General features: G+C 47.2%; 19 protein-coding genes. 8 read left to right on the top strand and 11 right to left on the bottom strand.

What is annotated here, in order from left to right:
* The first annotated feature begins 63 nt into the window (after positions 1-63).
* The 4 genes from HMPREF1548_RS20755 to HMPREF1548_RS20740 all read left to right on the top strand — a co-directional run bounded on the left by HMPREF1548_RS20755 (position 64) and on the right by HMPREF1548_RS20740 (position 4,985).
* Positions 64-1,785, top strand: a complete 1,722-nt coding sequence (locus HMPREF1548_RS20755) for a type 2 periplasmic-binding domain-containing protein (RefSeq protein WP_021638506.1) — start codon at positions 64-66, stop codon at positions 1,783-1,785.
* Between the two features lie 77 nt (positions 1,786-1,862).
* On the top strand, positions 1,863-2,807 hold the full coding sequence (locus tag HMPREF1548_RS20750) for an ABC transporter permease (protein ID WP_021638505.1): 945 nt from the start codon (positions 1,863-1,865) through the stop codon (positions 2,805-2,807).
* 17 nt (positions 2,808-2,824) lie between these two features.
* Positions 2,825-3,748 (top strand): carbohydrate ABC transporter permease, encoded by a 924-nt coding sequence (locus HMPREF1548_RS20745; protein ID WP_021638504.1) that lies wholly within the window; start codon positions 2,825-2,827, stop codon positions 3,746-3,748.
* Positions 3,749-3,812: 64 nt separating this feature from the next.
* The gene (locus HMPREF1548_RS20740) at positions 3,813-4,985 is read left to right on the top strand and encodes a family 8 glycosyl hydrolase (RefSeq protein WP_035323198.1); all 1,173 of its coding nucleotides are present in this window, start codon (positions 3,813-3,815) and stop codon (positions 4,983-4,985) included.
* A 204-nt stretch (positions 4,986-5,189) separates the two neighbouring features.
* Here HMPREF1548_RS20740 and HMPREF1548_RS20735 read toward each other — a convergent pair whose 3' ends face one another.
* The 3 genes from HMPREF1548_RS20735 to HMPREF1548_RS20725 form a co-directional block, all read right to left on the bottom strand.
* The gene (locus HMPREF1548_RS20735; RefSeq protein WP_021638501.1) at positions 5,190-5,960 is read right to left on the bottom strand and encodes a nucleoside phosphorylase; all 771 of its coding nucleotides are present in this window, start codon (positions 5,958-5,960) and stop codon (positions 5,190-5,192) included.
* Positions 5,961-6,122: 162 nt separating this feature from the next.
* A complete protein-coding gene (locus tag HMPREF1548_RS20730) occupies positions 6,123-6,773 on the bottom strand; it encodes a class I SAM-dependent methyltransferase (RefSeq protein ID WP_021638500.1) in 651 nt (216 codons plus the stop codon).
* A 42-nt stretch (positions 6,774-6,815) separates the two neighbouring features.
* Positions 6,816-8,426, bottom strand: a complete 1,611-nt coding sequence (locus HMPREF1548_RS20725; protein ID WP_035323242.1) for an AAA-like domain-containing protein — start codon at positions 8,424-8,426, stop codon at positions 6,816-6,818.
* 254 nt (positions 8,427-8,680) lie between these two features.
* Here HMPREF1548_RS20725 and HMPREF1548_RS20720 point away from each other — a divergent pair, with 254 nt between their 5' ends.
* Both HMPREF1548_RS20720 and HMPREF1548_RS20715 read left to right on the top strand, forming a co-directional pair.
* Entirely contained in the window at positions 8,681-9,037 is a 357-nt protein-coding gene (locus HMPREF1548_RS20720; protein WP_021638497.1) for a BlaI/MecI/CopY family transcriptional regulator, read from the top strand.
* A 12-nt stretch (positions 9,038-9,049) separates the two neighbouring features.
* Positions 9,050-10,666: a M56 family metallopeptidase gene (locus tag HMPREF1548_RS20715; protein ID WP_021638496.1), complete on the top strand. Its 1,617-nt coding sequence runs from the start codon at positions 9,050-9,052 to the stop codon at positions 10,664-10,666.
* Positions 10,667-10,767: 101 nt separating this feature from the next.
* Here the strand turns inward: HMPREF1548_RS20715 and HMPREF1548_RS20710 are convergent, their stop codons facing one another.
* From HMPREF1548_RS20710 to HMPREF1548_RS20675, 8 genes are all read right to left on the bottom strand, one after another.
* Complete coding sequence (locus HMPREF1548_RS20710) at positions 10,768-11,031, bottom strand: hypothetical protein (RefSeq protein WP_021638495.1); 264 nt, start codon at positions 11,029-11,031, stop codon at positions 10,768-10,770.
* Between the two features lie 11 nt (positions 11,032-11,042).
* The gene (locus HMPREF1548_RS20705) at positions 11,043-11,429 is read right to left on the bottom strand and encodes an SHOCT-like domain-containing protein (RefSeq protein WP_021638494.1); all 387 of its coding nucleotides are present in this window, start codon (positions 11,427-11,429) and stop codon (positions 11,043-11,045) included.
* Positions 11,430-11,497: 68 nt separating this feature from the next.
* Positions 11,498-11,857 (bottom strand): DUF2089 domain-containing protein, encoded by a 360-nt coding sequence (locus tag HMPREF1548_RS20700; RefSeq protein WP_021638493.1) that lies wholly within the window; start codon positions 11,855-11,857, stop codon positions 11,498-11,500.
* Between the two features lie 294 nt (positions 11,858-12,151).
* On the bottom strand, positions 12,152-14,104 hold the full coding sequence (locus HMPREF1548_RS20695) for a glutaminase domain-containing protein (RefSeq protein ID WP_035323238.1): 1,953 nt from the start codon (positions 14,102-14,104) through the stop codon (positions 12,152-12,154).
* A 16-nt stretch (positions 14,105-14,120) separates the two neighbouring features.
* Positions 14,121-15,539: a sulfatase family protein gene (locus HMPREF1548_RS20690; RefSeq protein ID WP_021638491.1), complete on the bottom strand. Its 1,419-nt coding sequence runs from the start codon at positions 15,537-15,539 to the stop codon at positions 14,121-14,123.
* Between the two features lie 92 nt (positions 15,540-15,631).
* On the bottom strand, positions 15,632-16,516 hold the full coding sequence (locus tag HMPREF1548_RS20685; RefSeq protein ID WP_021638490.1) for a carbohydrate ABC transporter permease: 885 nt from the start codon (positions 16,514-16,516) through the stop codon (positions 15,632-15,634).
* Between the two features lie 13 nt (positions 16,517-16,529).
* Positions 16,530-17,465, bottom strand: coding sequence for an ABC transporter permease (locus HMPREF1548_RS20680; protein ID WP_021638489.1), 936 nt, complete (start codon positions 17,463-17,465; stop codon positions 16,530-16,532).
* Positions 17,466-17,547: 82 nt separating this feature from the next.
* Positions 17,548-19,164, bottom strand: coding sequence for an extracellular solute-binding protein (locus tag HMPREF1548_RS20675; protein WP_021638488.1), 1,617 nt, complete (start codon positions 19,162-19,164; stop codon positions 17,548-17,550).
* Between the two features lie 283 nt (positions 19,165-19,447).
* On the opposite strand from HMPREF1548_RS20675, the gene HMPREF1548_RS20670 reads away from it, so the two are divergent.
* Positions 19,448-21,256 (top strand): cache domain-containing sensor histidine kinase, encoded by a 1,809-nt coding sequence (locus HMPREF1548_RS20670; protein WP_035323195.1) that lies wholly within the window; start codon positions 19,448-19,450, stop codon positions 21,254-21,256.
* The gene (locus HMPREF1548_RS20665; protein ID WP_021638486.1) at positions 21,234-22,832 is read left to right on the top strand and encodes a response regulator transcription factor; all 1,599 of its coding nucleotides are present in this window, start codon (positions 21,234-21,236) and stop codon (positions 22,830-22,832) included. The genes HMPREF1548_RS20670 and HMPREF1548_RS20665 overlap by 23 nt, the downstream gene beginning before the upstream one ends.
* Position 22,833 lies beyond the last annotated feature (1 nt).

Genomic DNA, 22,833 nt, shown 5'->3' with positions numbered 1-22,833 from the left:
CTGCTTGGCTCGTTGCCCGCGGAAATAAAGCAACAGGAATGAATAAAATCAGGAGGATCAAACATGAAAAAGAATCAACTGACAGCGCTCCTTTTAACTGCCGCCATGTCCGTTTCCCTTTTGGCAGGCTGCGGGAACAGCGCGGATACCAGCACTCCGTCCGCAGGCACCGCTTCCGGGACAGAAGGCTCTGCCGCAGCGGCAGACGACGGAACCATAAAGGAATTTACTGCATTTTTTGCAGTTCCGGGTACGGAAATTAACGATGACAACGAAATACAGGCTGAAATTGCCAAAATCACAGGCGCTAAAGTCAAAGAAACCTGGCTGACAGGCCAGACTGCACAGGAAGCTGTAGGGACCATGATTGCCGGCGGTGAATACCCTGACTTCATAGACGGCAGCGATGGACAGATTCAGCTGTATGAGGCAGGTGCCCTGGTTGCCCTGGATGATTACCTGGATAAATATCCCAACATCAAGAATTTCTACTCCGATGCGGAATGGGATAAGGTACGCCAGGATGACGGCAAGATTTACTGGATTCCCCAGTTCGGGAACGTCTGGGAAAAGGACATGAGCGCCGTACACGGCGATGAAGCTTTCTGGATTCAGACCCGTGTCCTGAAATGGGCGGACTATCCTGAAATCAAGACCATGGATCAGTATTTTGACCTGATTGAGCGTTATAATGAAGCCAATCCCACCATGGAAGACGGTACGGCAAATATCCCTTATACCATCCTCTGCGATGACTGGAGATATTTCTGCCTTGAAAACGCACCCCAGTTCCTGGACGGACATCCCAATGACGGATCCGTTATCGTGGATACGGAAACCATGAAAATTGTGGACTATAACACCACTCCTACCGCAAAAAGATACTTCCAGAAGCTGAATGAAGAATTCCAGAAGGGCATCGTGGATCCGGAATCCTTTACCCAGACCTATGATGAATATATTGCAAAGCTTTCCACCGGCCGTGTGCTGGGTATGATTGACCAGTGGTGGAACTTCGCTTACTCCGTCAATGATTCCTTAAAACAGCAGGGACTTGACAAACAGGGCTGTGACTATGTTCCGCTGCCCATCACCATTTCCGAAGATATTAAGAACATGTGGCATACCTCCGACGGCGCATTAAATGTAGCAAACGGCCTTGGCATCACCACCAGCTGCAAGGATGTGGAAGGCGCGCTGCAGTTCATCAATGACCTGCTCAGCCCTGAAGTCCTTACCCTGCGCAACTGGGGTATGGAAGGCGCAGACTATAACGTAGATGAAAACGGCCTGTTTTACAAAACAGAGGAAATGCGCGTTAACGCCTCCGACCCTGCTTATAAAGCATCCCACTTATGTACTTATTCCTACTTCCCCAACTACAGCGGCATGAGCCAGGACGGCATCAACGCTGCAACTCCTTCCGAACAGCCCCAGGAATTCCTGGACGGCTTACAGGCGGATGTGAGGGAATGCCTGGAGGCCTATGGCTGCTCCACTTATGTGGAAATGATTGGAACCAACACGTCTCCCGGACCCTGGTATCCTATGTACTCTTACAGCAACACAATGACCACCTCCACCCCCGGCGGTACAGCCTGGACGAAGATGGGCGAAATCAAGCACGAATACCTTCCCAAGGTTGTTATGGCTTCCGATTTTGAAAGCGCCTGGGAAGAATATCTGAAGGTTTACTCCGACTGCAAGCCCGAAGATTTCCTTTCGGAAATGCAGACTGAGCTGGACAGAAGAATCCAGCTGGCAAAGGACAACGGAGAATATTAAATATCAGGCAACTGCCTGCAGGCAGCGGCGGTTACGTCAAGTGATTGCGGCTGCCTGCCGCATGTAAAGGAGTTAAAATGGCAGCAAAGGGAATAAGAAAAAACAAGAAGAAAACACAGATTACATGGAAAGAAATAAATCGGCAGAAGGTCCTGATTTTCTGGGCCGCAGTTTTCGTAATATACGGCTTCATCTTCTGCTATCTGCCTCTGGGCGGCTGGCTGATGGCTTTTCAGAATTATAAACCAAAGGACGGCCTTCTGCATTCCCAGTTTGTAGGACTGGCAAAGTTCCAGCAGCTTTTTTCAGATGCCACCTTCCTGCGGGTCATCCGGAACACCCTGGCCATGGGAATCATCAACCTGGTCTTTACCTTTGTTATGGCAATTGTCTTTGCCATTTTACTCAATGAGGTCAGATCCCGTTCCGGTAAAAAAGTGGTTCAGACGATCTCCTACCTGCCCCATTTCCTTTCCTGGATTATCGTTACGGGCATTCTCCACGACGCCCTTTCAGGAACCGGCATCGTAAACGAGCTGCTGTTAAAATTCCACATCCTGGACCAGCCGCTGAATTTCTTTGCCTACCCAAAATATTTCTGGTGGATCGTCGCCTTCGCCAACGTGTGGAAGGAAACCGGCTGGAACGCCATCATCTACTTATCCGCCATTACGGCCATCGATCCTTCGCTTTATGAAGCCGCTTCCATCGACGGCGCCGGACGCTGGGCCAAAATCAGGCATATCACCTTCCCCGGAATCAAGCCGACCATCATGATACTTCTTCTGATGAATGTGGGAAATGTGCTCAATGCCGGATTTGAAGTTCAGTACCTGCTGGGCAACGGGCTTGTGCAGAGCGTATCCCAGACCATTGATATCTACGTGCTCAAGTGGGGCATCAGCCAGGGCGACTATGCGATTGGTACCGCAGCCGGTATTTTCAAGAGCGTGGTCAGCATCATACTGATTGTCGTTGCAAACCAGATAGCGAAGCATACCGGCGAAGAGCGGCTGTTCTAGGGAGGTGAAGGAAAAAAATGGCAAAACAAAAAGAATACGAATCCAAAAGTGTAAAATATAATACCTCGGTATCTGATAAGATTTTTACCGTAATCAATACCCTGTTTATGATCGCCTTTGTAGTCATCACCCTGTATCCGGTGCTGAACACCCTGGCAATCTCGTTAAATGACGGCACCGATGCCCTGCGCGGCGGAATTTATCTGTTTCCCAGGAAGTGGACCCTGCAGAATTACAAAACGGTTATCCATAAAAACAACCTGATAAACGGCGCCGTTGTTTCCGTCGCCCGTACCTTTATCGGTACGCTGACGTCCCTGGCCGCCAACGCTCTCCTGGCTTTCATCGTCAGCCGGAAGCGTTTCCTGTTCAAAAGCCAGCTTTCCCTGTTCTGGGTGGTTACCATGTATGTTAACGGCGGCCTGATCCCTGTGTTCCTGCTTTATAAGGGACTGAACCTGACGAACAGCTTCTGGGTATATATCGTGCCCGGTATGCTCAGCGCTTTCAACATGCTGGTTATCCGAACTTACATGACAGGAATTCCGGACAGCCTGGAGGAATCCGCACAGCTGGACGGCGCAGGCTACATGACCATTTTCATAAAAATCGTTTCACCGCTGTGCAAACCGGTATACGCCACTGTCGCGCTGTTTGTGGCGGTAGGCCAGTGGAACTCCTGGTTCGACGCCATGCTGTACAACAGAATGAGTGACCAGTACACCACCCTCCAGTATGAGCTGATGAAGCTGCTCTCCTCCGTAACCAACCAGGGGGCAAGCGCCGAATCCATGAAAAACGCCACAGCGGCAAGCGCCGTAACCCCTACCTCGGTACGTGCGGCAGCCACCATACTTACCATGCTCCCCATTGTCTGCCTGTATCCCTTTTTACAAAGATATTTTATTACGGGGCTTACCATCGGCGGCGTAAAGGAGTAAAATAGCTTATATTGCAGTTTACAGTATGGACTCACATTTTACCGCAAAACAAGGAGGAATTATTATGTCGGGCGCATTTGAAACAGGAATCTACAGAAATGTATTTGCTGAATGCGGACTGCCGGAGGAGGAAATTGAGAAAAGGGTCAGGGATTCTTTCCAGACCATGTTCTACGGCAGTGAGGAAGAACGGATTTACCACGAAGTTGGTGCGGATATGGGTTATCTTACCGACACCGGCAACAACGATGTACGCACGGAAGGCATGTCCTACGGAATGATGATGTGCGTACAGCTGGACAAAAAGGAGGAATTCGACCGGATTTGGAAATGGACGAAAACCTACATGTATATGGATGCCGAGGCACTGAAAAACGCGCCCTACGGCAGCAGTCGGAATGAAGGCTATTTTGCCTGGTCCTGCGCGCTTGACGGCACGAAAAACGCCTGGGGCCCGGCGCCGGACGGGGAAGAATTTTTCGCCATGGCGCTTTTCTTCGCTTCCCACCGCTGGGGAGACGGCGAAGGGATTTTCAATTATTCCGCCCAGGCGCGCGCGCTGCTCCACGACTGTATACATAAAGGGGAACAGCCCGGCACAGGAAAGCCTATGTGGGACCCGCAGAACCATCTGATCAAATTCATTACGGAATGCGATTTTTCAGACCCTTCCTATCACCTGCCCCATTTTTATGAGCTGTTCGCACTCTGGGCAGAGGAAGAGGATCGGCCTTTCTGGAAACAGGCTGCCGCCGCAAGCCGGGAATATCTGAAGAAGGCCTGCCACCCTGTTACCGGGCTGTGCGCCGAATACGCGGAATATGACGGGACTCCCGTGAGGAGCCAGCCGGGACAAAAAGACCGCCATGACTGGTATTACAGCGATGCCTACCGCACCATCGCCAACATCGGCCTGGACTACCTGTGGTTTGCCTGCGATCCGTGGGAGAAGGAAAACGCGGACAGGCTGCAGACCTTTTATTATGAAACGGCACGGGACAATCAGGACGGCGTATTTCTCATAGACGGCACCCCGGTGGATAAAAAGGCGCTTCACCCTGTTGCAGTTATTGCCACTAACGCCCAGGCTTCCCTGGCTTCAGACGGAAAGTATGCAAGGGATTGTGTTATGAAGTTCTGGAATACACCGCTGCGTACAGGTGACAGACGGTATTATGACAATTGCCTGTATCTGTTCGCACTGCTGGCCCTGAGCGGGAAATACAGGGTTTGGTGACAGCGGGACGGCTGAGAAAAGTTTACGGGTGCCTGAAAGTATACTTCATGGCATGCAGAGATATAAAATATAGAAAAAGAAACAGCAGCCCTGGCAATGGAAAAACAGCCAGGGCTGCTGTTACTTTATATCCTGTATAATTTTTATTTATTTTACAGACCAAAATCGTTTTATAGGCCTTTACCAGTGTTTAAAGAATATATTTCAGCGGATAGATTTATCAGAAACAAAGCAGGCAAGGTCAAGTGCCATCATAAAATACCGAGGGTCGTGTTGTGAACCGTTATTGCCTAATTCAGACCGCGGATCCCATTCGGGGGCATCTAAAAGGTCGCCGCTTTTCAAAAAATTGTAGAACTCCACACCTCGGAAATCACACACCGCCTGAACAGATGCACATTCCATCTCCACAGCGATACAGCCCTCTTGTTTGCGCTTTTCGAAGTTACCTCTTGTTTCCCGGTAAATGGCATCGGTAGTCCATGTTTTCCCAAGAACATACGGAATACCTGCCTGTTTCATAAACCCGGCTACAACATGGGAATTTTTGAGGGTAATATAATCGGCGGCAGGAACATAATGATAGGAGGTTCCTTCGTCACGGTAAGCCTCTGTCGGAATCACAATTTTCCCTCTCGCGATATCCTTGTCAAGACAGCCTGAGCCGCCGAACATAATGATTTTATCCGTATCAACCTTCGTCAGAGCCTCCTCAACAAGACCTACCGCACCAGGGCCACCTATATATGTCTTGTAGAATCCGATCTTTTTGCCCTTATAGTCTATCTGATAAACAGGTGTAAGTCCCGTGGCAGAGAACAGCGTCTCAATCTGCGTGCAGTTGAAATGTTCCTTTATGTATTCCTCGATGATATATGAAAATGTGATAATCATCACATCGACTGAAGGTATACCTGCTTTTCTTTGCAGCTCGATGATAGCCTCTGTTTGATTGTCGAAAGAATCTGTTATCATTTTAGCGTTTTCCTTTCACAAGTTCCATTTTGTCGGTTCCTTATATATATTTTACCATCAAGCTGTAAATTTTCCTATCATTTCTCCGCCTTTTGATAAACTCTTTATATCGTTTTTTAACAAGAAGGCATATCTGGCAAAATGCTCATTTTCTGCAAATGCTCATTTTCTGCACAAACAATGTAATATAGTACCATCCTCCGGTATATATATTTCGCCTTTCTCACAAAGTATAAGGGTATATCCGGCATCTTTTGCAAAAGCCATTAATTCATCAGGCTCAAAAGTTTCCCAATAAAGCTCTGTATCAGCGTAGGGGTAAAATTTACGGCCTTTCATAACGTTTTTATAATTTTCCATTAAAAACCGGTAATCGTGGGCTGAATAACTCAATAATCCACCGTTTGTTAAAACACGCTTACATTCCAATAAGAATTCATGCTTGTATTCATTGCCATATAGCAAACCAAAGGTCTGCGCCCATATGATAACGACGTCAAAAGAATCCGCTTCAAAAGGTAACTTATGTCCATCATACACGCTAAAAGGAATATCATACCCTTTTTGAACAGAGAACGGCACAACCTGATCAATAACTTCCTGGGAAATGTCAATTCCCGTAACCTTATATCCCATATCTGACAGGACAAAGGCTTCTCTGCCTAACCCGCAGCCAACATCTAAAATTTTTGCTTCAGCAGGGAAAAACTCTGTAACAGCCAGTTCCCATTTTTTTAACTTTGGTTTTTCCCAATGCACCATTTCGTCTACATTTTTCTTTGTTTCGTACCATTCACTGACAATATTCCCCATGTAACTTCACCCCCGCATAATATTGTTCGCCGCATTTTGAAATCAGACTACAGCCTCTATCAGAACCCTGTCTCCAATATGGATTTCTTTCACACCAACTTCCTTCTTTCCATTGAAATTAAAACTGAGCATATAACCTTTCTTCAGGTGGAAGTAATCCAGATAGTCTGCCAACTGCTCCTCACCTCGTTCATGATAGGCATTGCCCCTCCATATCTTTAATTCAATGATAAACTGTTCTCCTTTATAATCGATCACTACATCCATACGGCGTGCGTTTCTTGTTTCCGGTTCGATATAGTAATTCCCGGTTCCATTTATGATTGGACGAAGATACAACAAAAAACGTCTGCGCCCCTCTTCCTCATCAAAAACTTCCGCCCTCCCACTGTATATCTGGTCAAAATGATCCACAAATTTCTTTAAAACCAGTTCCATGTTCAAATGTCCATTTTGTACAAACTGTGATTTATCATCGGACGCAAAAATAAACAGTTCACTGTTCTGCGCTTCATCCGTTGTCAGGAAATAATTATACAGCCTTGTTTCAAAAATACGGTTTGCAATCCTCAGCGTCCCACCATCATTTTTCACAAAACCAAACATCACTGCAATATCAACCGCCGGATCGTCCGGATTATAAACCAGCTTTTTACCGCCAAACAAAATTGAATATAATTTCCGCTTCAAGCTTGGATAATCATTCAGCTTTCCCATTAACGACTCAAACAACGTGTTCTTTTCCGCAAGCAGAAGCTTTTCCGCCTCCAGGAAACCTTCCTTCGTCCACGCAGCAGCTTTATCCGGGAAACTCACGCTGCCTGCCACTTCTTCATCCATCAGCTTACAAAGTCTGGAAACCAAAAACGGATAGCCGGATGTGTAGTCAAAAATCAACCCTGCTATCTCTTCTACATTCATTCCTAAATGATTATCCGCCTCATATTCCTCTAGCATTCCCCTGATTCCACCCGGAGTAAAGCCCATGTTCACCCTGAAATCAGAGGCAATATTCCACGGACTGTTTACCTTATGCTCCTCATCTGCCCTAATCTTATTCCTTATATTTTTTACATCATATACTCCGGCAAGAATAACAGACCAAAAAGCAGGACTGTTCTCCCTGTCAAGATAATAACTGCGCAGCTGTGCAAGAAAATCCAGAAAAACCTGATTATTGGCCGCACTGTCTACCTCATCAATAATTAAAACTATCGGCTTTTCCGCCGTTTCACATAATTCACTTAAAACAGTAAACAATTTTCCAAGCGAAAAAGCAGAATTTTCATTGGCAATTCTGCTTAATTTATCTAAAATATCATTATTTAATCCCTGTACAGGATTACGTTTATTCCGTACAGTTTTCAAAAAATAAGCTGCAAAGGCTGCTGAAAATATATATTCATCTGCAAATTCCGCATTGCTCATTCTCTGAAAATCAAGAGAAACTACCACATAATCATTCTCCAGGTACTCTGACAATGCCTTTATCGTCGTAGTCTTCCCATATTGTCTGGCTCTGTTAATCGTAAAATATTTGCCTGCATCTACCAGATTCTTTATTTCTTCAAGACGTTCCTGAATATCAACCATGTAATGAAGCTGCGGATTACATGCCCCTGTGGTATTAAAATAACGCCTGTTGTTATCCATATTCCACATACTCCTTCCCAGGTACGGCAATTCTCCTGTTTAGATTAAGTCTTAAAAACCAAGTCTTTACTGTTGTTTTTTATGTTATCATAATGCCCCCTGAATGGCAAGGTAACTATTACCGCCATAAATACTATATTTTTATTACTGTTCACTCCTTGTTTAAGCTTCTGCCCTATTGACAAATCCATACGACTGTAGTAGTGTGTAATTGTACATATACTACTGCAGTCTTATGAAAGGAACTGATACCTATGGATATCAAACTGTTCGACTCTGAATTAAAAGTAATGGATGTACTCTGGAAGGAAGGCGATACCACAGCCAAACACATTTCCGACGTCCTCAGCAAGGAAGTCGGCTGGAACATGAACACCACCTACACCCTGATAAAGAGATGTATTAAAAAAGGGGCGGTAGAACGCTCCGAGCCGAATTTCATGTGTCATGCACTGATTCCCAAAGAGGAGGTGCAGAAAGCTGAAACCGATGAACTGATCAACAAAATTTACGACGGTTCCGCCGACAAACTGTTTACCGCCCTGCTGGGCAGGAAGAAGCTTTCCGCCGAGCAGATCGAAAAACTGAAACAGATTGTGGGAGAACTGTGAAAGGAGTTAACCATGACTCTGCTGCAAATGAGCTTTTCCGGAGCGGTCCTTATCCTGGCAGTTGTAATTCTCCGGGCGGCGGCAATTCATAAACTGCCCAAAGGGACTTTTTTAACCCTATGGGAAATCGTTCTTTTCCGGTTGCTTATCCCCTTTTCCATTCCATCCGTATTCAGCGTGTATTCCCTGGTAAATCAACCCGCAGCCTCTGCCGGAGTCTTTGCCGGCGTACAGAGGCTGCCCGCTGCCGCCACAGCAGCTGCCCCATGGCTGCCTGCAGATACGGCACCCCTGATTTCTGTCCGGGCCGTAATCTGGTGTGTGGGAAGCATACTCTGCGCAGGCTTTTTTATAATAACCTATCTGCACTGCCGAATGGAATTTCAGGCATCTTTTCCTGTCTGCAGCGATTTCACGGAAAAATGGCTGAAGGAGCATACGCTGAGGCGGACCGTTTCCATCCGGCAGTCAGACAGGATTTCGGCCCCCCTTACCTATGGAATGTTACATCCGGTCATACTGTTGCCGGCAAAAAGCGACTGGGAAAATATACCACGGCTGGAATACATTCTTCTGCATGAATTTGTGCATATCCGCCGTTTTGATGCGGTAAAAAAGCTGTTCGCCACCGCTGCGCTATGCATTCACTGGTTCAATCCGGCGGTCTGGATTATGTATTCACTTTTCAGCCGGGATATCGAGCTGGCCTGCGACGAAGCCGTTATCAGGCACACCGGCCTGGATGCAAAAGCCAATTATGCACGCGTCCTGATTGCTATGGAGGAAAAGAAAAGCGGCCTGGCTCCCTTATGCAGCAGCTTCAGTAAAAATTCGATTGAAGAAAGGATAACCGCCATTATGAAGGCTAAAAGGACCACTTTATTTTCAATTATTTTGGCCTGTCTGATCATTTTTACAGCCGCCGGTATGTTTGCTACCTCCGCAATTGCTTCCAACAAAAATCCGGGGGAAAACGCTGTGGAAAGCGCCTTTACCCAAAACCAGGCGGATCCGGAATTATATGCCGTTTATGAACCCTTCGGCTTAACGGTTGAAGAAAAAACCGGCAAATTATATTATAACGGTGAATTAGTACGCTGTTTTAATGACGCTGTTCCCACGAAAAATCTCAGTACAAAGGCAATCGGGTATTATGAGGAAAGCGGCGTTGTGGATGTCCGCGCAATCAGAGGAAATTTTGCGAATTCCTATGAGTTATCCGGGCTGGAGGCCTTATCTCCCACGGAATTTAATACCAGGGACATTCCCGGACACACAAAATATTCCGCCGGGGAAAGCGCAAATATGTTTGACGTATATGAAGCATTCGGACTGAAATATGATGAAACAAAAAAAGCCCTCTTTTATGAGGGAAAGCGGGTGAGGCTGTTTTGGGACAGCCGGACTTCTGATGCAAAGCCTGCAGACAGCGAGAAATTGTTCAGCAGCAATCTGAGCAACTGGGATGCAGAGGGCACCATTGACCTGTATACTGTCAGGGATTATAAACAGCCTGATGAAAACGGATACGGAAAACTGACCGGCCTGCGTATTGCCGCACAGGAAGAATATGAAAGCAATACCGGGAGCTTTTCCAGCAAAAACAACGGAATCGAAACCGCAGAATAACGAAAAATGACCCGTACCAAAAACCGGACAGAACAGGCAACAGCAAAAACATTTTTCTGCTGCCATTGTTCTGTCCGGTATCCGCAGTCATGCGTTCCCCGTCAAAGCTTTATTGACACAAACGTCCCGTCCGCCGCCTCCACATGAATCACCTCAAGCCCTTTATTTTCCTTTATTACCTCCAGGCATTCCCCCAGCAGCATACTGATATTCTCTTTCGTAACCAGGCTGCGGTAAGGCTCCGGCGTACCGGCCCGCATTTCCTCGAACGCCCTTTCCGGAATAAACCTTGCCGCAAATCCGACCATGGCATCCGGTATCGGAATGAACAGGCGAATATCCTTTGTCCTGACCCTTATTCTCATATCCGCCCCTTCTATTTGTCAATAAATATCCTTACGGTCGTTCCGTCCGCTGCCGCCACATTAACAAAGTCTCCTTCAATCTCTTCATCCAGGCATTCGGAAACCGCCTCCATGACAGCCTCAAGATCCACCCCCTGAAGGTTCTGTTCCGGAATGGGAAGCTTACCCGTTGCTTTCAGTATTTTCCTCACCGCACCCACCGGGAACTGAATATTCACCTTATCGCCGGTAACACTGTCCACAATAATGCGGAGCATCTTTTTATCATAGCTGCTCTTTTCCACGGCAGTCTGCCTTGCGGGCAATTCTATGTTCATGGCCGCCATCAGCTCTGCCCCCTGTTCCGCCGTAATCGTTCCTTCTTCTACCATTTTTAATATTCTTAACTGCTCATCCATAGCCAATCTCCTTTTTTTGAAACAGTCCGGACGAATCTGTACTGTTACTCCATTTTTCTATATTTCTTCTATTTCAGCCGGGCGATAGCCTGTTCCGCCGTTATTTCCCCATTTTCCAGGGCCTTGAGTATCTCATCCCTCTTCGCTGTCTGTGAATCCGTCTCCGCTTCATACCCAAGCTTCTTAATCACAGTATCCAGCTTGGAGCGTACCGTGGGATAGGAAATGCCAAGCTCCTTTTCCACTTCCTTGATATTCCCCCGGCAGCGGATAAAGGTTTCCGTAAAGTACAGCTCCTCGTCTGAAAGATAATCAAATTTGCTGAGCCTGAAATTATTCTCAATTACCGTATCACAGCACTCGCATTTCAGACGGGCCACTGTGAGCTCATTATTGCACACCGGACAACGGCTGATAACCTTTTTCATATTGCCGCTTCCTCCTTTCGCTTTTCATCACGTTCCATAATCCCAATATAAACTTATAATTTATATATGTCAATGGAAATATTAATATTTTTAATTATATAATTAATTTTATTAATTTATCTTTTAATTTATTAAAAATAAAGTCTTCCATCAGACTATAAGAAAATCCACCCGATTAATTTTTTCGCATGAGAAAAGGGCCGCATACCAATTAATAGTACTACGGCCCCAATAACATGTCCCAATAAACCACGTTTTTATAATTGCTTTAAATTTTTGTTTTTCATTATTTGATTATTGCTTCATTAAAATCGGCATAAAAATACCGCCCTGTACACTTCGCGCTTTGAAGTGGCAATACTCGCCCGTTACCGTATCATACCAGTCGGAGAACGGGAAACGGCTCTTTGTATTTTTCAGATAATCCGCAACCGCTGCAATCAACGTCTCTGCCTGTTCAGGACTTTCCGCCATCGCCGCACACCAGAGAATCCAGTCGCTCTTCGTATATTCCCTGCGGCTGTCCAAAGGCGTGCCGTAAACATTTTTCTTTTGCACATAGCAGGCCAGTTCCTTTTTATATACCTCTTCAGAGAACAATGCAGAACCAAAGAACTTATCCCATACAAGGTTATATTTTAAGCTCCACGTTTCAGGGCTGCCGAAGGCCAGTACATAGTGATCGCCCGCATCGCTGCGTTTTTCCCAGTCTTTTGCCATTGCAGCCGCCTTTTCATGATATTCCCTGGCAGAGTCTTCTAAGCCCAACTGCCCGGCAAGCTGTGAATAAGCTTCAATCCCCATAATCGCCTTGGCCGACAGATTCACGTTATGTGATAAATGGCCGGCAAAATCATCTGTGCACAGCTGCTCTCCGGGATCTGCGCCGAAGGTGAGCAGATACTGTGTCCATTGCTTCAACACATCCATGTAAGGCTCTGCAAATGCAGGGCTTTGATCCAGCTTGCAGACCGCGGCTGTCAGGATCAGCATATTGCCGCATTCTTCCACAGGCATCTGATATTTGGAATCATAGACGCCGCTGTTTTTAGGATATATATGGAAGGGCGGCAGCACCGCTCCCTGAGCGTCGCAGAAACCGATTCTGTCCTTTGCGCTGTTCAGTCCGTAAACCTGCCCCCATGCATAAGGGTATCGGCCCACATCGTGAGGCGCGAAATCATAATCCCATACATCACAGGCAGCAAAACGGAATACCGGACGCAGCATGCCCTTGACATACTCCGTATCATATAACAAAAATAACGGTGCGGAAGGATAGCTGATATCCACGGTGCCAATACAGCCATTGGAATCATTTTCTTTGGAAAGGAAAATCACTTCCCCCTTTTCATCCGTGATCAGCTTGTGGGCCGCAATTGCATGACGATAACTCATATTACACAAAAATGCGTAATCCGCGCCGCCGATGGCCTTTGCCTTTTCCTCCAGCTCTTTGTCAAATTTTGCACAGCGGGACATCACATCTTTTTTATCCGCCAGGCTTGCCGCAACCGCCTCCAGGATATCGCTGTAGCTGTTGGTCCAATACGCTTTGCGCCATTCTCCGAAATAATTGATGGAAAGCAGATCATCATAAGCCAGCACAAGTCCTGCTGTCTTCCTTTCCCTGCCCAGGGGCACGGCCGCACAAAGCTGTTCATTTTCCGCATCGAAAGAAATCGCCGCTTCCTTCTCATCGGAAGCCAGGTATACATATCCCCAGTCAATCGTAATATTATCGCCGCTGCTGCCAAGAGGCTGCTGCATTGCCTTGCCCATGCACGCATAAGAAAAAGCATCCTTCTGATAGCCGCAGCCGATCAGCGGGCTTTCCTGACGGCGGACCAGATCCGCGGAAACGATAAAATCCACATCCACACAGCAGGCTTCCTTACGCTCTATGGTAAAGTCCACATAGGTGCAGGGCCTGGAAACCGACGTCAAATCCTCCAATAAAAGGGGCGAGGTAAAGCCCACGTTCAGAATAATTTTCTCATTTTCAAAGGTATATACTGTTTTTGTTGCGGTCACATCAATCGCTTTCTGCGGAATTTCCGTATGGAACTCCTTATTTCCCAAAAAGCTGTAAACCGTGCCGTCCACAGTGACATATCCGCGGATTTTCTGACGGATGCCGCTCCAGTGCACAGGGTCTGCATCATACAGCCGGTCACAGGATGACCAGATGGAAAAATAGGGATCATGCACCGCCAATGGGATACTCGCTGCTCTTTCTACTCTCATGCTGTCTGCTCCTTTTTCAATCACGGAGGGTTGCCGTCCGCTTAATCAGACGATCCTCCACCCAGTTTTGTTCATAATACGTGTTATTTTCGAAGGTATCGGATATGGCATCCATTTTGGCATACATCCTTTCCTTCAAGGCTGCGGCAGCCGCTTCATAGCCGGGTTCTTTCATCAGATTATGCATCTGGTAAGGATCTGCCTGATTGTCAAACAGAAGTTCCTGTCCATCGGATTTGAAAACAGCATAAGTATACTGCTTCGTCCGGTAGGCCCTCCATTCATTTCCGTCTCCAAACACAGCGGTAGGTCCGGTGCACATCATCAGCGCGCCCTCCTGTGTATCCGTTTTTCCCTCGATACAGCTGCTGTAATCGCTTCCCTCCGCCTCCGCCGGCACCGGCAGTCCCATCAGGGACAAAAGGCTCGGCATAATATCAACGGTATTGAACACAAAATCCCGTCTGCAGCCTTCCTCCAGATGTCCCTTCCATTTCATAAGGAAAGGCACACGTACCGCTTCTTCATAAAAAATATTCTTGGCCCGTCTGCCATGGGCTCCGAAAAGCTCTCCATGGTCGGAGGTGAACACTATGATTGAATTTTCATCAAGTCCCAGCGCTTTGATGGATGCCATCAAACGGCCGATGTTATCATCCAGGTTTGCAGTCATCGCATAATAGACGCGCATCCATTCCGTCAGCTCGCCCCGCTCCTCTTCACTCAGCTTTGCCCAGTTGTCCGCATGGGGATCATTCTCCGGCAGATAGTTGGGCGGCAGGGAAAATTTTTTGTCCCGGAAACGTTCCAGATATTCTGCAGGCACATTTTCCGGCACCCAGGGAGCATGGGGCGTCCCGATGGACAAAAACAACGCAAAGGGCTTCTCCCCCCGGGAAAGGCGCGTAAGCTGCTCAATCGTCATATCCACCTGGGCATCCGGTTCGTATTTGTCATAATAGATCTTTTCCGAGCTGTCCAGATGATAATAGGCCGTTCCCACCTCGTACTCATGGCGGAAATTATAGCCTGCAAAATAATCGTTAAAGCCCAGACGATCCGGCCCTTTGGGTATGTAGGAATTTCTGGAATCATAATGATTGCCCAGCTCTGCCGCGTACATATGCCATTTGCCGATATACGCCGTTTCATAACCATTTTCATCCAGCACATCCGCAAAGGTATGATGATTGGGATTCATCCGTATTTCATTGATAACCATACCTGTGCTGGTAGTATATTTTCCGGTGAAAAGGGATGCCCGGTAAGGCGCACACACGGGATGTCCCGATACGGCCTGGCATAAATCCGTGCTCTCCCGGCAGAGGGCGTTGATATTCGGCGTAGCCGCATTTTTATCGCCTGTATAGCCCAGGCTGAAGTAGCGCAGCTGGTCCGCAAATATGTAAATCAGGTTTGGCTTCTGACTGCTCATAGTTAATCCTCCTAGTTTGTATCATACACTTTCTACGTTTTTTCTTCTACTGAAAAAACATTTTTTTACAGATTGCAAGCTGATTTTTATTTCTACCCTTTGATTGCTCCAACCATGATTCCCTTCACAAAATATTTCTGCACAAAAGGGTACATGATAATAACCGGCGCGCTGGCCACAATGATCAGCGCATACTTCATGGTTTCGCCCCGCATAACCTTTTCATACATCCCGGTAAGATCGCCTCCCACCGCCTCCAGGCTGTTCTGCAGGAGAATATCGCGCAGGACAATCTGCAGAGGAAACAGTTCCTGATTGCGCAAATAAATTACCGCATTGAAAAAGGCATTCCAGTGTCCCACCGCATAAAACAGCACAATGACCGCCAGAATCGGCGTTGACAGGGGCAGCACCACCTTAATCAGCGTTTTGAAATGGCTGCAGCCGTCAATGGCTGCAGCTTCCTGCAGTTCCTCCGGAATGCTGCTCTGAAAATAATTCTTCATGACAAGCAGGTTATAGGTTGCGATAGCATTGGGTATGACCATCGCCCAGAGCGTATCCGCCAGGTGCAGGCCGCGCACCACCATATAAACGGGTATCATCCCGCCGCCGAAAAGCATGGTGAAGGAGATTACAAAGGTGAGCGGCGTGCGCCATGGCATATCCTTTCTGGATAGGGCATAGGCCGCCAGTGTCGTCAGCATCAGATTCATGCAGGTGCCAAGTACGGTATATAAAAGGGTGTTGCGGTATCCCACCCATACTTTTCTTTCGGACAGTACCATTTTGTAGGACTCCACATTAAAGCCAATCGGCAAAAAACGGAGCTTCCCGCCCAATACTGCTTCCGGCTGGCTGAAGGAAGCGATAATGACAAAATACAGCGGGTAAGCGATAACAATCATAATAAAGAGGCTGATGATAATCAGCACTATATCAAAGGCCTTATCTGTCCTGCTTTTTTTTCTCCACATATCCCATTCCCCCTTACCACAGACTGGTTTCAAAAAACTTTTTACAGAATTTATTCGCAGCAATAATCAAAAGCAGGTTGATCACGGAATTCATCAGTCCCACTGCCGTCGCATAGCCGATGTTTCCCTGCAGGATACCCTGTTTATACACCAACGTGGAGATGATTTCACTGGATTTTAAATTCAGATCATTCTGCAGAAGGTACGCCTTTTCAAAGCCAATGCTCATGATCTGTCCAATTTTTAGAATGAGCAGCGTCACAATCGTAGGCGTGATTCCTGGCAGCGACACATGCCAAATTCGCTTGAATCTCCCTGCGCCATCGATTTTTGCCGCCTCATAGAGAGAGGGATCGATGCCCGCCAGCGCAGCTATGTAAATGATGGAGCTCCAGCCGCTTTCCTGCCACACCTCAGAAAGTACATATACCCCTTTAAAATATTTGGAGGATTCCAGAAATCCGATGGGACCTATGCCGAATACGCCCAGAATTGTGTTCAGAATTCCGTATTGGGGAGAAAGGAACAGATACAGCATGCCGCACAGCACCACAATGGAAATGAAATGCGGAATATAGGTAATATTCTGCAGAACCTTTTTAAACTTCTGTCCCGGCAGTTCGTTTATGATAATCGCCAGGATAATCGGAATCGGAAAACCCAGCAATATGGAATACAGACTGATGGAAAGTGTATTCCAGATAATATCCTTCCAGTAATAGGAGGAAAAAAACTGTTTAAACCAGCGCAGCCCCACAAAGGGACTGTCCAGATATCCCAGTCTTGGATTATAGTCCTTAAAAGCCAGCTGGATGCCATACATAGGCACATAACAGAAAATGATATACCACAAAAGAGGAAGCACAAACATGGCAAGCAACTGCCATTTGCTCCTGAGTACTTTCCCGAGTTTCTTTTTAGGCACAACAGCCATATTTGCTTTTGCCATAATTGAGCCGCCTTTCTGCAAACCAGGAACAGCCTGATATTGCCGGACAGAAACTCTGTCTGGCAATATCACCCGTTGTTTATTAATTATTCAGAGTATCATATGCTGTCTGGTAAATGGACACCCATTCCTCAAGCCCGATCTTGTTCATAGTTTCCACATAAGTATCCCAGTCGCTGTCAAAATTGAGTTCTCCGCGGATAAACTTCGCGATAGCCTCTTTTTCATAGCTCTCCAAATCTGTCCAGAGAACGGAAAGTCTGTCGGAAACCTCCTGCTCCAAAAGAGGCTCCGAATAAATCTTCTCCGGGACACAAGGGTCTAATGCCTTCTGGGCCGCCAGCGTCGCTTCTGAAGCAATAGCCTCACAGTTATTTTCATTCACAAGCTGCGGTGCGCCGCCTCCGGACCAGATGGTAAATTTGCCGATGGCTGTACCGCTGCCCTCAGGGCTGTCCAGGATACCGTCATTGTAATGCGGCATTCCGTCTTCGTCGAAGTACATGTTCTCGCCTTCCACACCATAGCGCATCAGACAGGAGCCTTCCCAGCTATAGAAGTAATCGATCCATCTCATTGCCGCCTCTTTGTTTTCACAATCAGCGCAAATGGCAAAAACACCGTTATCACGGGCGGCAGGCGCAGATTCCACATACTGCTTCTCTGCTTTTCCCTTAAAAGGAGCCACACCTACAAAGTTGGTGGAATCAAAAGTATCATCCGCCTGATTGAAGAAAAGCCCCATCTGCTGTCCTGCCATCTTAGCCGCATATTTTGCATATTCCTGGGTGAAAATTTCAGGATCAATCAGTCCTTCCTCATACATTTTGTTCAGCCACATGAGCATATCCTTGAAATTATCCTCGGTCAGATAGGTGGTTACCTTGCCGTCTCTTACCTCCAGGAACCGGCCAAACTGGTACTGATAGCCCCATACGCCTGCAAAACGGCGGACCAGCCCCTGCGCGTCAGAAATACCCATCGGATATTCATCCGCTTCCCCGTTGCCGTTAAAGTCAACGCCCTTAAATGCGCGCAGCACCTCTTCCAGCTCATCCACCGTCGCGGGCACCTCTTTTCCCACCTGGTCCAGCCAGGATTTATTCATCCAGAACTTATCGTCCCTTGCAGCCGTCAGCGTAAAGATTGCCGGCAGTGTATAAATATGGCCGTCCGGAGCCGTAATTCTGGAAAGGATGGCCGGATCCTCATCAATCAGCTTCTGCAGGTTCGGCGCATATTGGGGAATCAAATCCTCAAGCGGGGCCAGAATTCCCATATTCCCGTATTTTACGATTTCCGCATTGTTGATAAATGCCCTTACGAAAATATCCGGGTACTCATTGCTCGCCCACATCAGGCTCTTCTTCTCGTCGTATCCTTCCGCCGGCAGAACATCTGTGAAATCCAGTTTGATATTGGTCATCTCCTGATACTTTTTCCACATTGCCATTTCATCCCATTTGCCCTGAACCGGACCCTGCTGGCCAAATACCTTCAGCGTGATTTCCTCATTCACAATCGGGAAGCCTTCCGCATTTAGATTGGAGGGCTGCTGTGCGCCGGCCTCCGTCCCCTGTGCTGCCGCCTCCTGCTTTCCCGACATTTCTGCAGTATCCGTTTTGGCACCGCAGCCTGTCAGCATACCGACCGCCATACAGGCAGTCAACACCATAGCAATTACTTTTTTCTTTTTCATGGTAACCTCCTTTTTTTGCAGTTTTCCTGCATCATCCCTCAGGGATCCAATCCTTGTTTCAGCTGTTTTTGAGTATAGCAGAGAGTCCGTACTTTTTAACTACACAAATTTGTGCTTCTGGTTCAATTTTTTAGCATAATGCTTTTATTTTCATGTACCCGCTTTATTTTGTATACAAATTACACAAATATTTTCTGCTTGATAATTGACCGCATCTGTGCTATTTTTGATTCAGCAAATTAAGTATGGTCCCAAAACACCGCCTGGGAGAGGGGAAGAACGGATGAAACAATTTTTTTGCCGGATCAAACAAAAGATAACCGGTTCCATCAACGCAAAATTTCTGGTAATGTTCCTCGTTCTGCTGATTATCCCTCTCATTATACTGACCCAGATTTTCATCGTCCGTCTGCACAGCGTCCTGAAGGCGAAGGAACAGGCCTCTATCGATGAAAAAATACAGTTTGCCGGCTCCGAATTTGACCGGATATTTTCCGATATGGACCGGATTACTACCTCACTGATTCTGGATTATCATGTGACGGATATTCTTAACGATCCCGCGCTTGTTCCCAGCTATGAATGGTTTACCGGCTATAAATCCATGAACAGCCTGCTTTCCCTTCTTACCACAAATTCCGGCCATACCTTTCAGATAACCATTATCAGCGCCGATAACAGACTCTACCGTTCCGGCGCGCTGCATAATGCCATGCAGACTACCGATGCACCGATTTTTACGCATGTCAGTGAAGGAAACGGCCAGCCGGTCATCTTTAACCGGGCGCTGGAGAATTTTGACGAAACTGAGGTCATCACCTTCGGACGTTCCGTCTTTCAGGAGGGAAAGTTCCTCGGAACAATCCTGGTGGAGCTGCCTGTTGATTATTTGAATAGCCTGCTCAGCCCTTTTGACAGCGACTCCACCCAGCTTTACGTCCTGGGGGAAAACAGCAAAATCATCTATGCATCCGTTCCTGTTGAATCTGCCGTCATTCCCCCTGAACTGAATGATGCGTTATACAGCGGCAACTCTACCGTTTCTTTTGGCAGGACTTCCTATCTGTTCCGGCAGATGCCTATGCGTCAGCATCCTCTGTCCATCGTTGCCATGGTGAAAGCCAACACCGTATTCCAGGAATCCACCCACGTTATCAGCGCTTATGTTCTTGGTTTTGGGCTGCTCACGGTAGCCACCATATGCGGTATTTTACTTCTGACCTTCTTTTATACCAGAAACATACGGACGCTGAATGCCGCTGTTTCCAGCTTCGGCGAGCAAACCGTTGCTGAGATTTCCCTGCCGGTCCGTTCCCAGGATGAAATCGGGCAGCTGACGCAGGGCGTTATTTCCATGTCCCACCGTATCAACCGTTTGGTTTCCCAGATCCGGGAAAATGAACGAAACAAGCGGATTCTGGAGTTTAATTCCCTGCAGGCACAGATCAATCCCCACATGATTTATAATACGTTGAATACCATTACCTATCTGGCGGAAATGCAGAACATTTCCAATATCCGGGAGGTTTCTTCTTCCTTTGCACATCTCCTGCGCTCTCTGTCCAACCAAGGGGAGTTCATCACAATTTCCCAGGAAACCGCATATCTGGAATCTTTTATCGCCATCAAAAAATATAACCTGCTCTGCAGCGTGGAAGCGGAATTTAAGATAGACGAATCGGCAAAAAACTGCCGGATTCTTAAGCTGCTCCTTCAGCCCATTGTGGAAAATGCAATCATACACGGTTTTTCCAACCGGCTGGAGGACGGATTGATCCAGCTTTTTGTCAGAAGAAAAGAAGGCCTGATTCTGATAGATATTTCAGATGACGGCAACGGCATGGACGAAAACAGAATCCAGAAAATTTTATCCGGGGAAGAACAAAGCAGCAATACCTTTCTCCGGGTCGGCACGAAAAATATCATTGACCGCCTGAAGCTGCAATATGGCGGCAGCTGTACATTTACCATCGTAAGCGCCCCGGGCTGCGGCACTACGGTACATATTTCTTTTCCGGCGGAAGAAATGGGCGCAGACCATAAACTTACTGCAAAGGAGGAAGCTGCAAATGTTACGAATCCTGCTGGCTGATGATGATATACTGGCTTTAAACCGCTTGTCCGGCCTGATCAACTGGAATGCAAACGGATATGAGGTGGTGGGACAGGCCCTGGGCGGCAGGGATTGTCTGAAACTGGTAAATAAGCTGTCTCCCGATATGCTAATTCTGGATATAGATATGCCTGATGTAAACGGCGTGCAAGTGACAAAAGAGCTGCACAGGCAGAAATCCCGGGTGAAAATACTAATTTTGAGCAATTACGATACCTTCGGTTTTGTCCGGGATGCAATGCGTTACGGCGCCTGTGACTATCTGCTCAAGCACCAGCTGACCGCATCCATTCTGCTGGACAAGCTGAAAGAGACCGAAGAAATCCTGAAAAAAGAAGGTGCAGACTCCTCTCATATGACTTTTTTCACCACAGTGGCAAAGCAGAAATACCTGCGCAGCCTCCTGCTCAATGGAATCGTCAACCAGGAAGAGCACAGTCACATGTCCGCGCAGAAGGATTTCTCACCGGGCTGTTTCTGCCTGTCAGTAATGCAGATTACAAATTTTATCCTTATCACCCATTTTTCCCGGAATATGGAGCGGGAAAAACTGATTGATTCCATCACCACATTGGGCGCCAATATTTTTTCTTCTCTCGGGAACGGGCTGATTACCCACATGGAATATGGGCAGTTTGCCGTTTTATTTCATTTTTCTGAGCATGCCGGGACTCAGGAAATCACAGCGCAGTTAGCCGCGGCTATGCGGCTTTTATCCTCCAATATACGGAAGGTTTTCAGCCTGACCGCCATATATCAGCTCAGCGGCAGCTTCAGCCGGATCGACAGTCTGCCCGCCTGCTATCAGAAAACGGTGGCCGGTCTGGAAAAGCAGGCCTTTCCCGCATCCCAGGAGAACAAAGCCGCCGTTTTGCAGAAGAAAGCTTCAGATCCCGGAAATGCGCCTGCTGCATTGTCTGTCCTAACACTTCAGGAAGAAAAAGATCTGATGGATGCCCTCACATCCCTAGATCTGCCAAAAACAGAATCTCTGCTGGAAACACTTTTTCACCGGTTCCAGCAGGATAAAGGAAGACTGCCGCAGTCCCTTGTCTCCCAGCTTCTTGAAATCGGAGGAAAGTTCCAGGAAAATCAAAATATTGTACTTTATAAAAATGATGTTTTAAAAGCAGATGATTTTTCACAGATGAAGCCCAGCGATGTGACGCAGTTCCTGCTGGACTATTTCCATGACATGATACAGCGGGCGCCCGGTTACGGCAGCCGCAAATACTCCGTACATATCCAGAAGGCACTGCTTTTTATCCATCAGAACTACGCCGGGGATATATCTCTGTCCATGCTGGCGGAGGAGCTGCATGTTTCCCCCACCCATCTTTCCCGGCTTTTTGGCAAAGAGGTGGGAACCTCATTCATTGACTACCTGGTTTCCTACCGCGTACAGCGCGCACAGCAAATGATTCTCCACTCAAACCTGGATTTAAAGAGCATTGGAGAGCAGGTCGGCTTTCACAGCTATAATTATTTTTTACGCGCCTATAAGGAGAAAACAGGCCATACCCCGTCTCAGGATTTTGCAGGACGGTCTGTTTAGT

The sequence above is a fragment of the Clostridium sp. KLE 1755 genome, from assembly GCF_000466465.2.
Lineage (GTDB): Bacteria > Bacillota > Clostridia > Lachnospirales > Lachnospiraceae > Eisenbergiella > Eisenbergiella porci.
Note: the sequence above shows the minus strand (reverse complement) of the source record. Positions and strands in the feature narration are given on the sequence as shown.

Excerpts from the sequence above, each read along its gene's own strand:
- HMPREF1548_RS20695 (WP_035323238.1), bottom strand. The coding sequence starts at position 14,104 with ATGAGAGTAGAAAGAGCAGCGAGTATCCCATTGGCGGTGCATGATCCC.
- HMPREF1548_RS20685 (WP_021638490.1), bottom strand. The coding sequence starts at position 16,516 with ATGTGGAGAAAAAAAAGCAGGACAGATAAGGCCTTTGATATAGTGCTG.
- HMPREF1548_RS20690 (WP_021638491.1), bottom strand. The coding sequence starts at position 15,539 with ATGAGCAGTCAGAAGCCAAACCTGATTTACATATTTGCGGACCAGCTG.
- HMPREF1548_RS20725 (WP_035323242.1), bottom strand. The coding sequence starts at position 8,426 with ATGGATAACAACAGGCGTTATTTTAATACCACAGGGGCATGTAATCCG.
- HMPREF1548_RS20730 (WP_021638500.1), bottom strand. The coding sequence starts at position 6,773 with ATGGGGAATATTGTCAGTGAATGGTACGAAACAAAGAAAAATGTAGAC.
- HMPREF1548_RS20700 (WP_021638493.1), bottom strand. The coding sequence starts at position 11,857 with ATGAAAAAGGTTATCAGCCGTTGTCCGGTGTGCAATAATGAGCTCACA.
- HMPREF1548_RS20735 (WP_021638501.1), bottom strand. The coding sequence starts at position 5,960 with ATGATAACAGATTCTTTCGACAATCAAACAGAGGCTATCATCGAGCTG.
- HMPREF1548_RS20665 (WP_021638486.1), top strand. The coding sequence starts at position 21,234 with ATGTTACGAATCCTGCTGGCTGATGATGATATACTGGCTTTAAACCGC.
- HMPREF1548_RS20710 (WP_021638495.1), bottom strand. The coding sequence starts at position 11,031 with ATGAGAATAAGGGTCAGGACAAAGGATATTCGCCTGTTCATTCCGATA.
- HMPREF1548_RS20750 (WP_021638505.1), top strand. The coding sequence starts at position 1,863 with ATGGCAGCAAAGGGAATAAGAAAAAACAAGAAGAAAACACAGATTACA.
- HMPREF1548_RS20755 (WP_021638506.1), top strand. The coding sequence starts at position 64 with ATGAAAAAGAATCAACTGACAGCGCTCCTTTTAACTGCCGCCATGTCC.
- HMPREF1548_RS20670 (WP_035323195.1), top strand. The coding sequence starts at position 19,448 with ATGAAACAATTTTTTTGCCGGATCAAACAAAAGATAACCGGTTCCATC.
- HMPREF1548_RS20740 (WP_035323198.1), top strand. The coding sequence starts at position 3,813 with ATGTCGGGCGCATTTGAAACAGGAATCTACAGAAATGTATTTGCTGAA.
- HMPREF1548_RS20745 (WP_021638504.1), top strand. The coding sequence starts at position 2,825 with ATGGCAAAACAAAAAGAATACGAATCCAAAAGTGTAAAATATAATACC.
- HMPREF1548_RS20675 (WP_021638488.1), bottom strand. The coding sequence starts at position 19,164 with ATGAAAAAGAAAAAAGTAATTGCTATGGTGTTGACTGCCTGTATGGCG.
- HMPREF1548_RS20720 (WP_021638497.1), top strand. The coding sequence starts at position 8,681 with ATGGATATCAAACTGTTCGACTCTGAATTAAAAGTAATGGATGTACTC.
- HMPREF1548_RS20705 (WP_021638494.1), bottom strand. The coding sequence starts at position 11,429 with ATGGATGAGCAGTTAAGAATATTAAAAATGGTAGAAGAAGGAACGATT.
- HMPREF1548_RS20715 (WP_021638496.1), top strand. The coding sequence starts at position 9,050 with ATGACTCTGCTGCAAATGAGCTTTTCCGGAGCGGTCCTTATCCTGGCA.
- HMPREF1548_RS20680 (WP_021638489.1), bottom strand. The coding sequence starts at position 17,465 with ATGGCAAAAGCAAATATGGCTGTTGTGCCTAAAAAGAAACTCGGGAAA.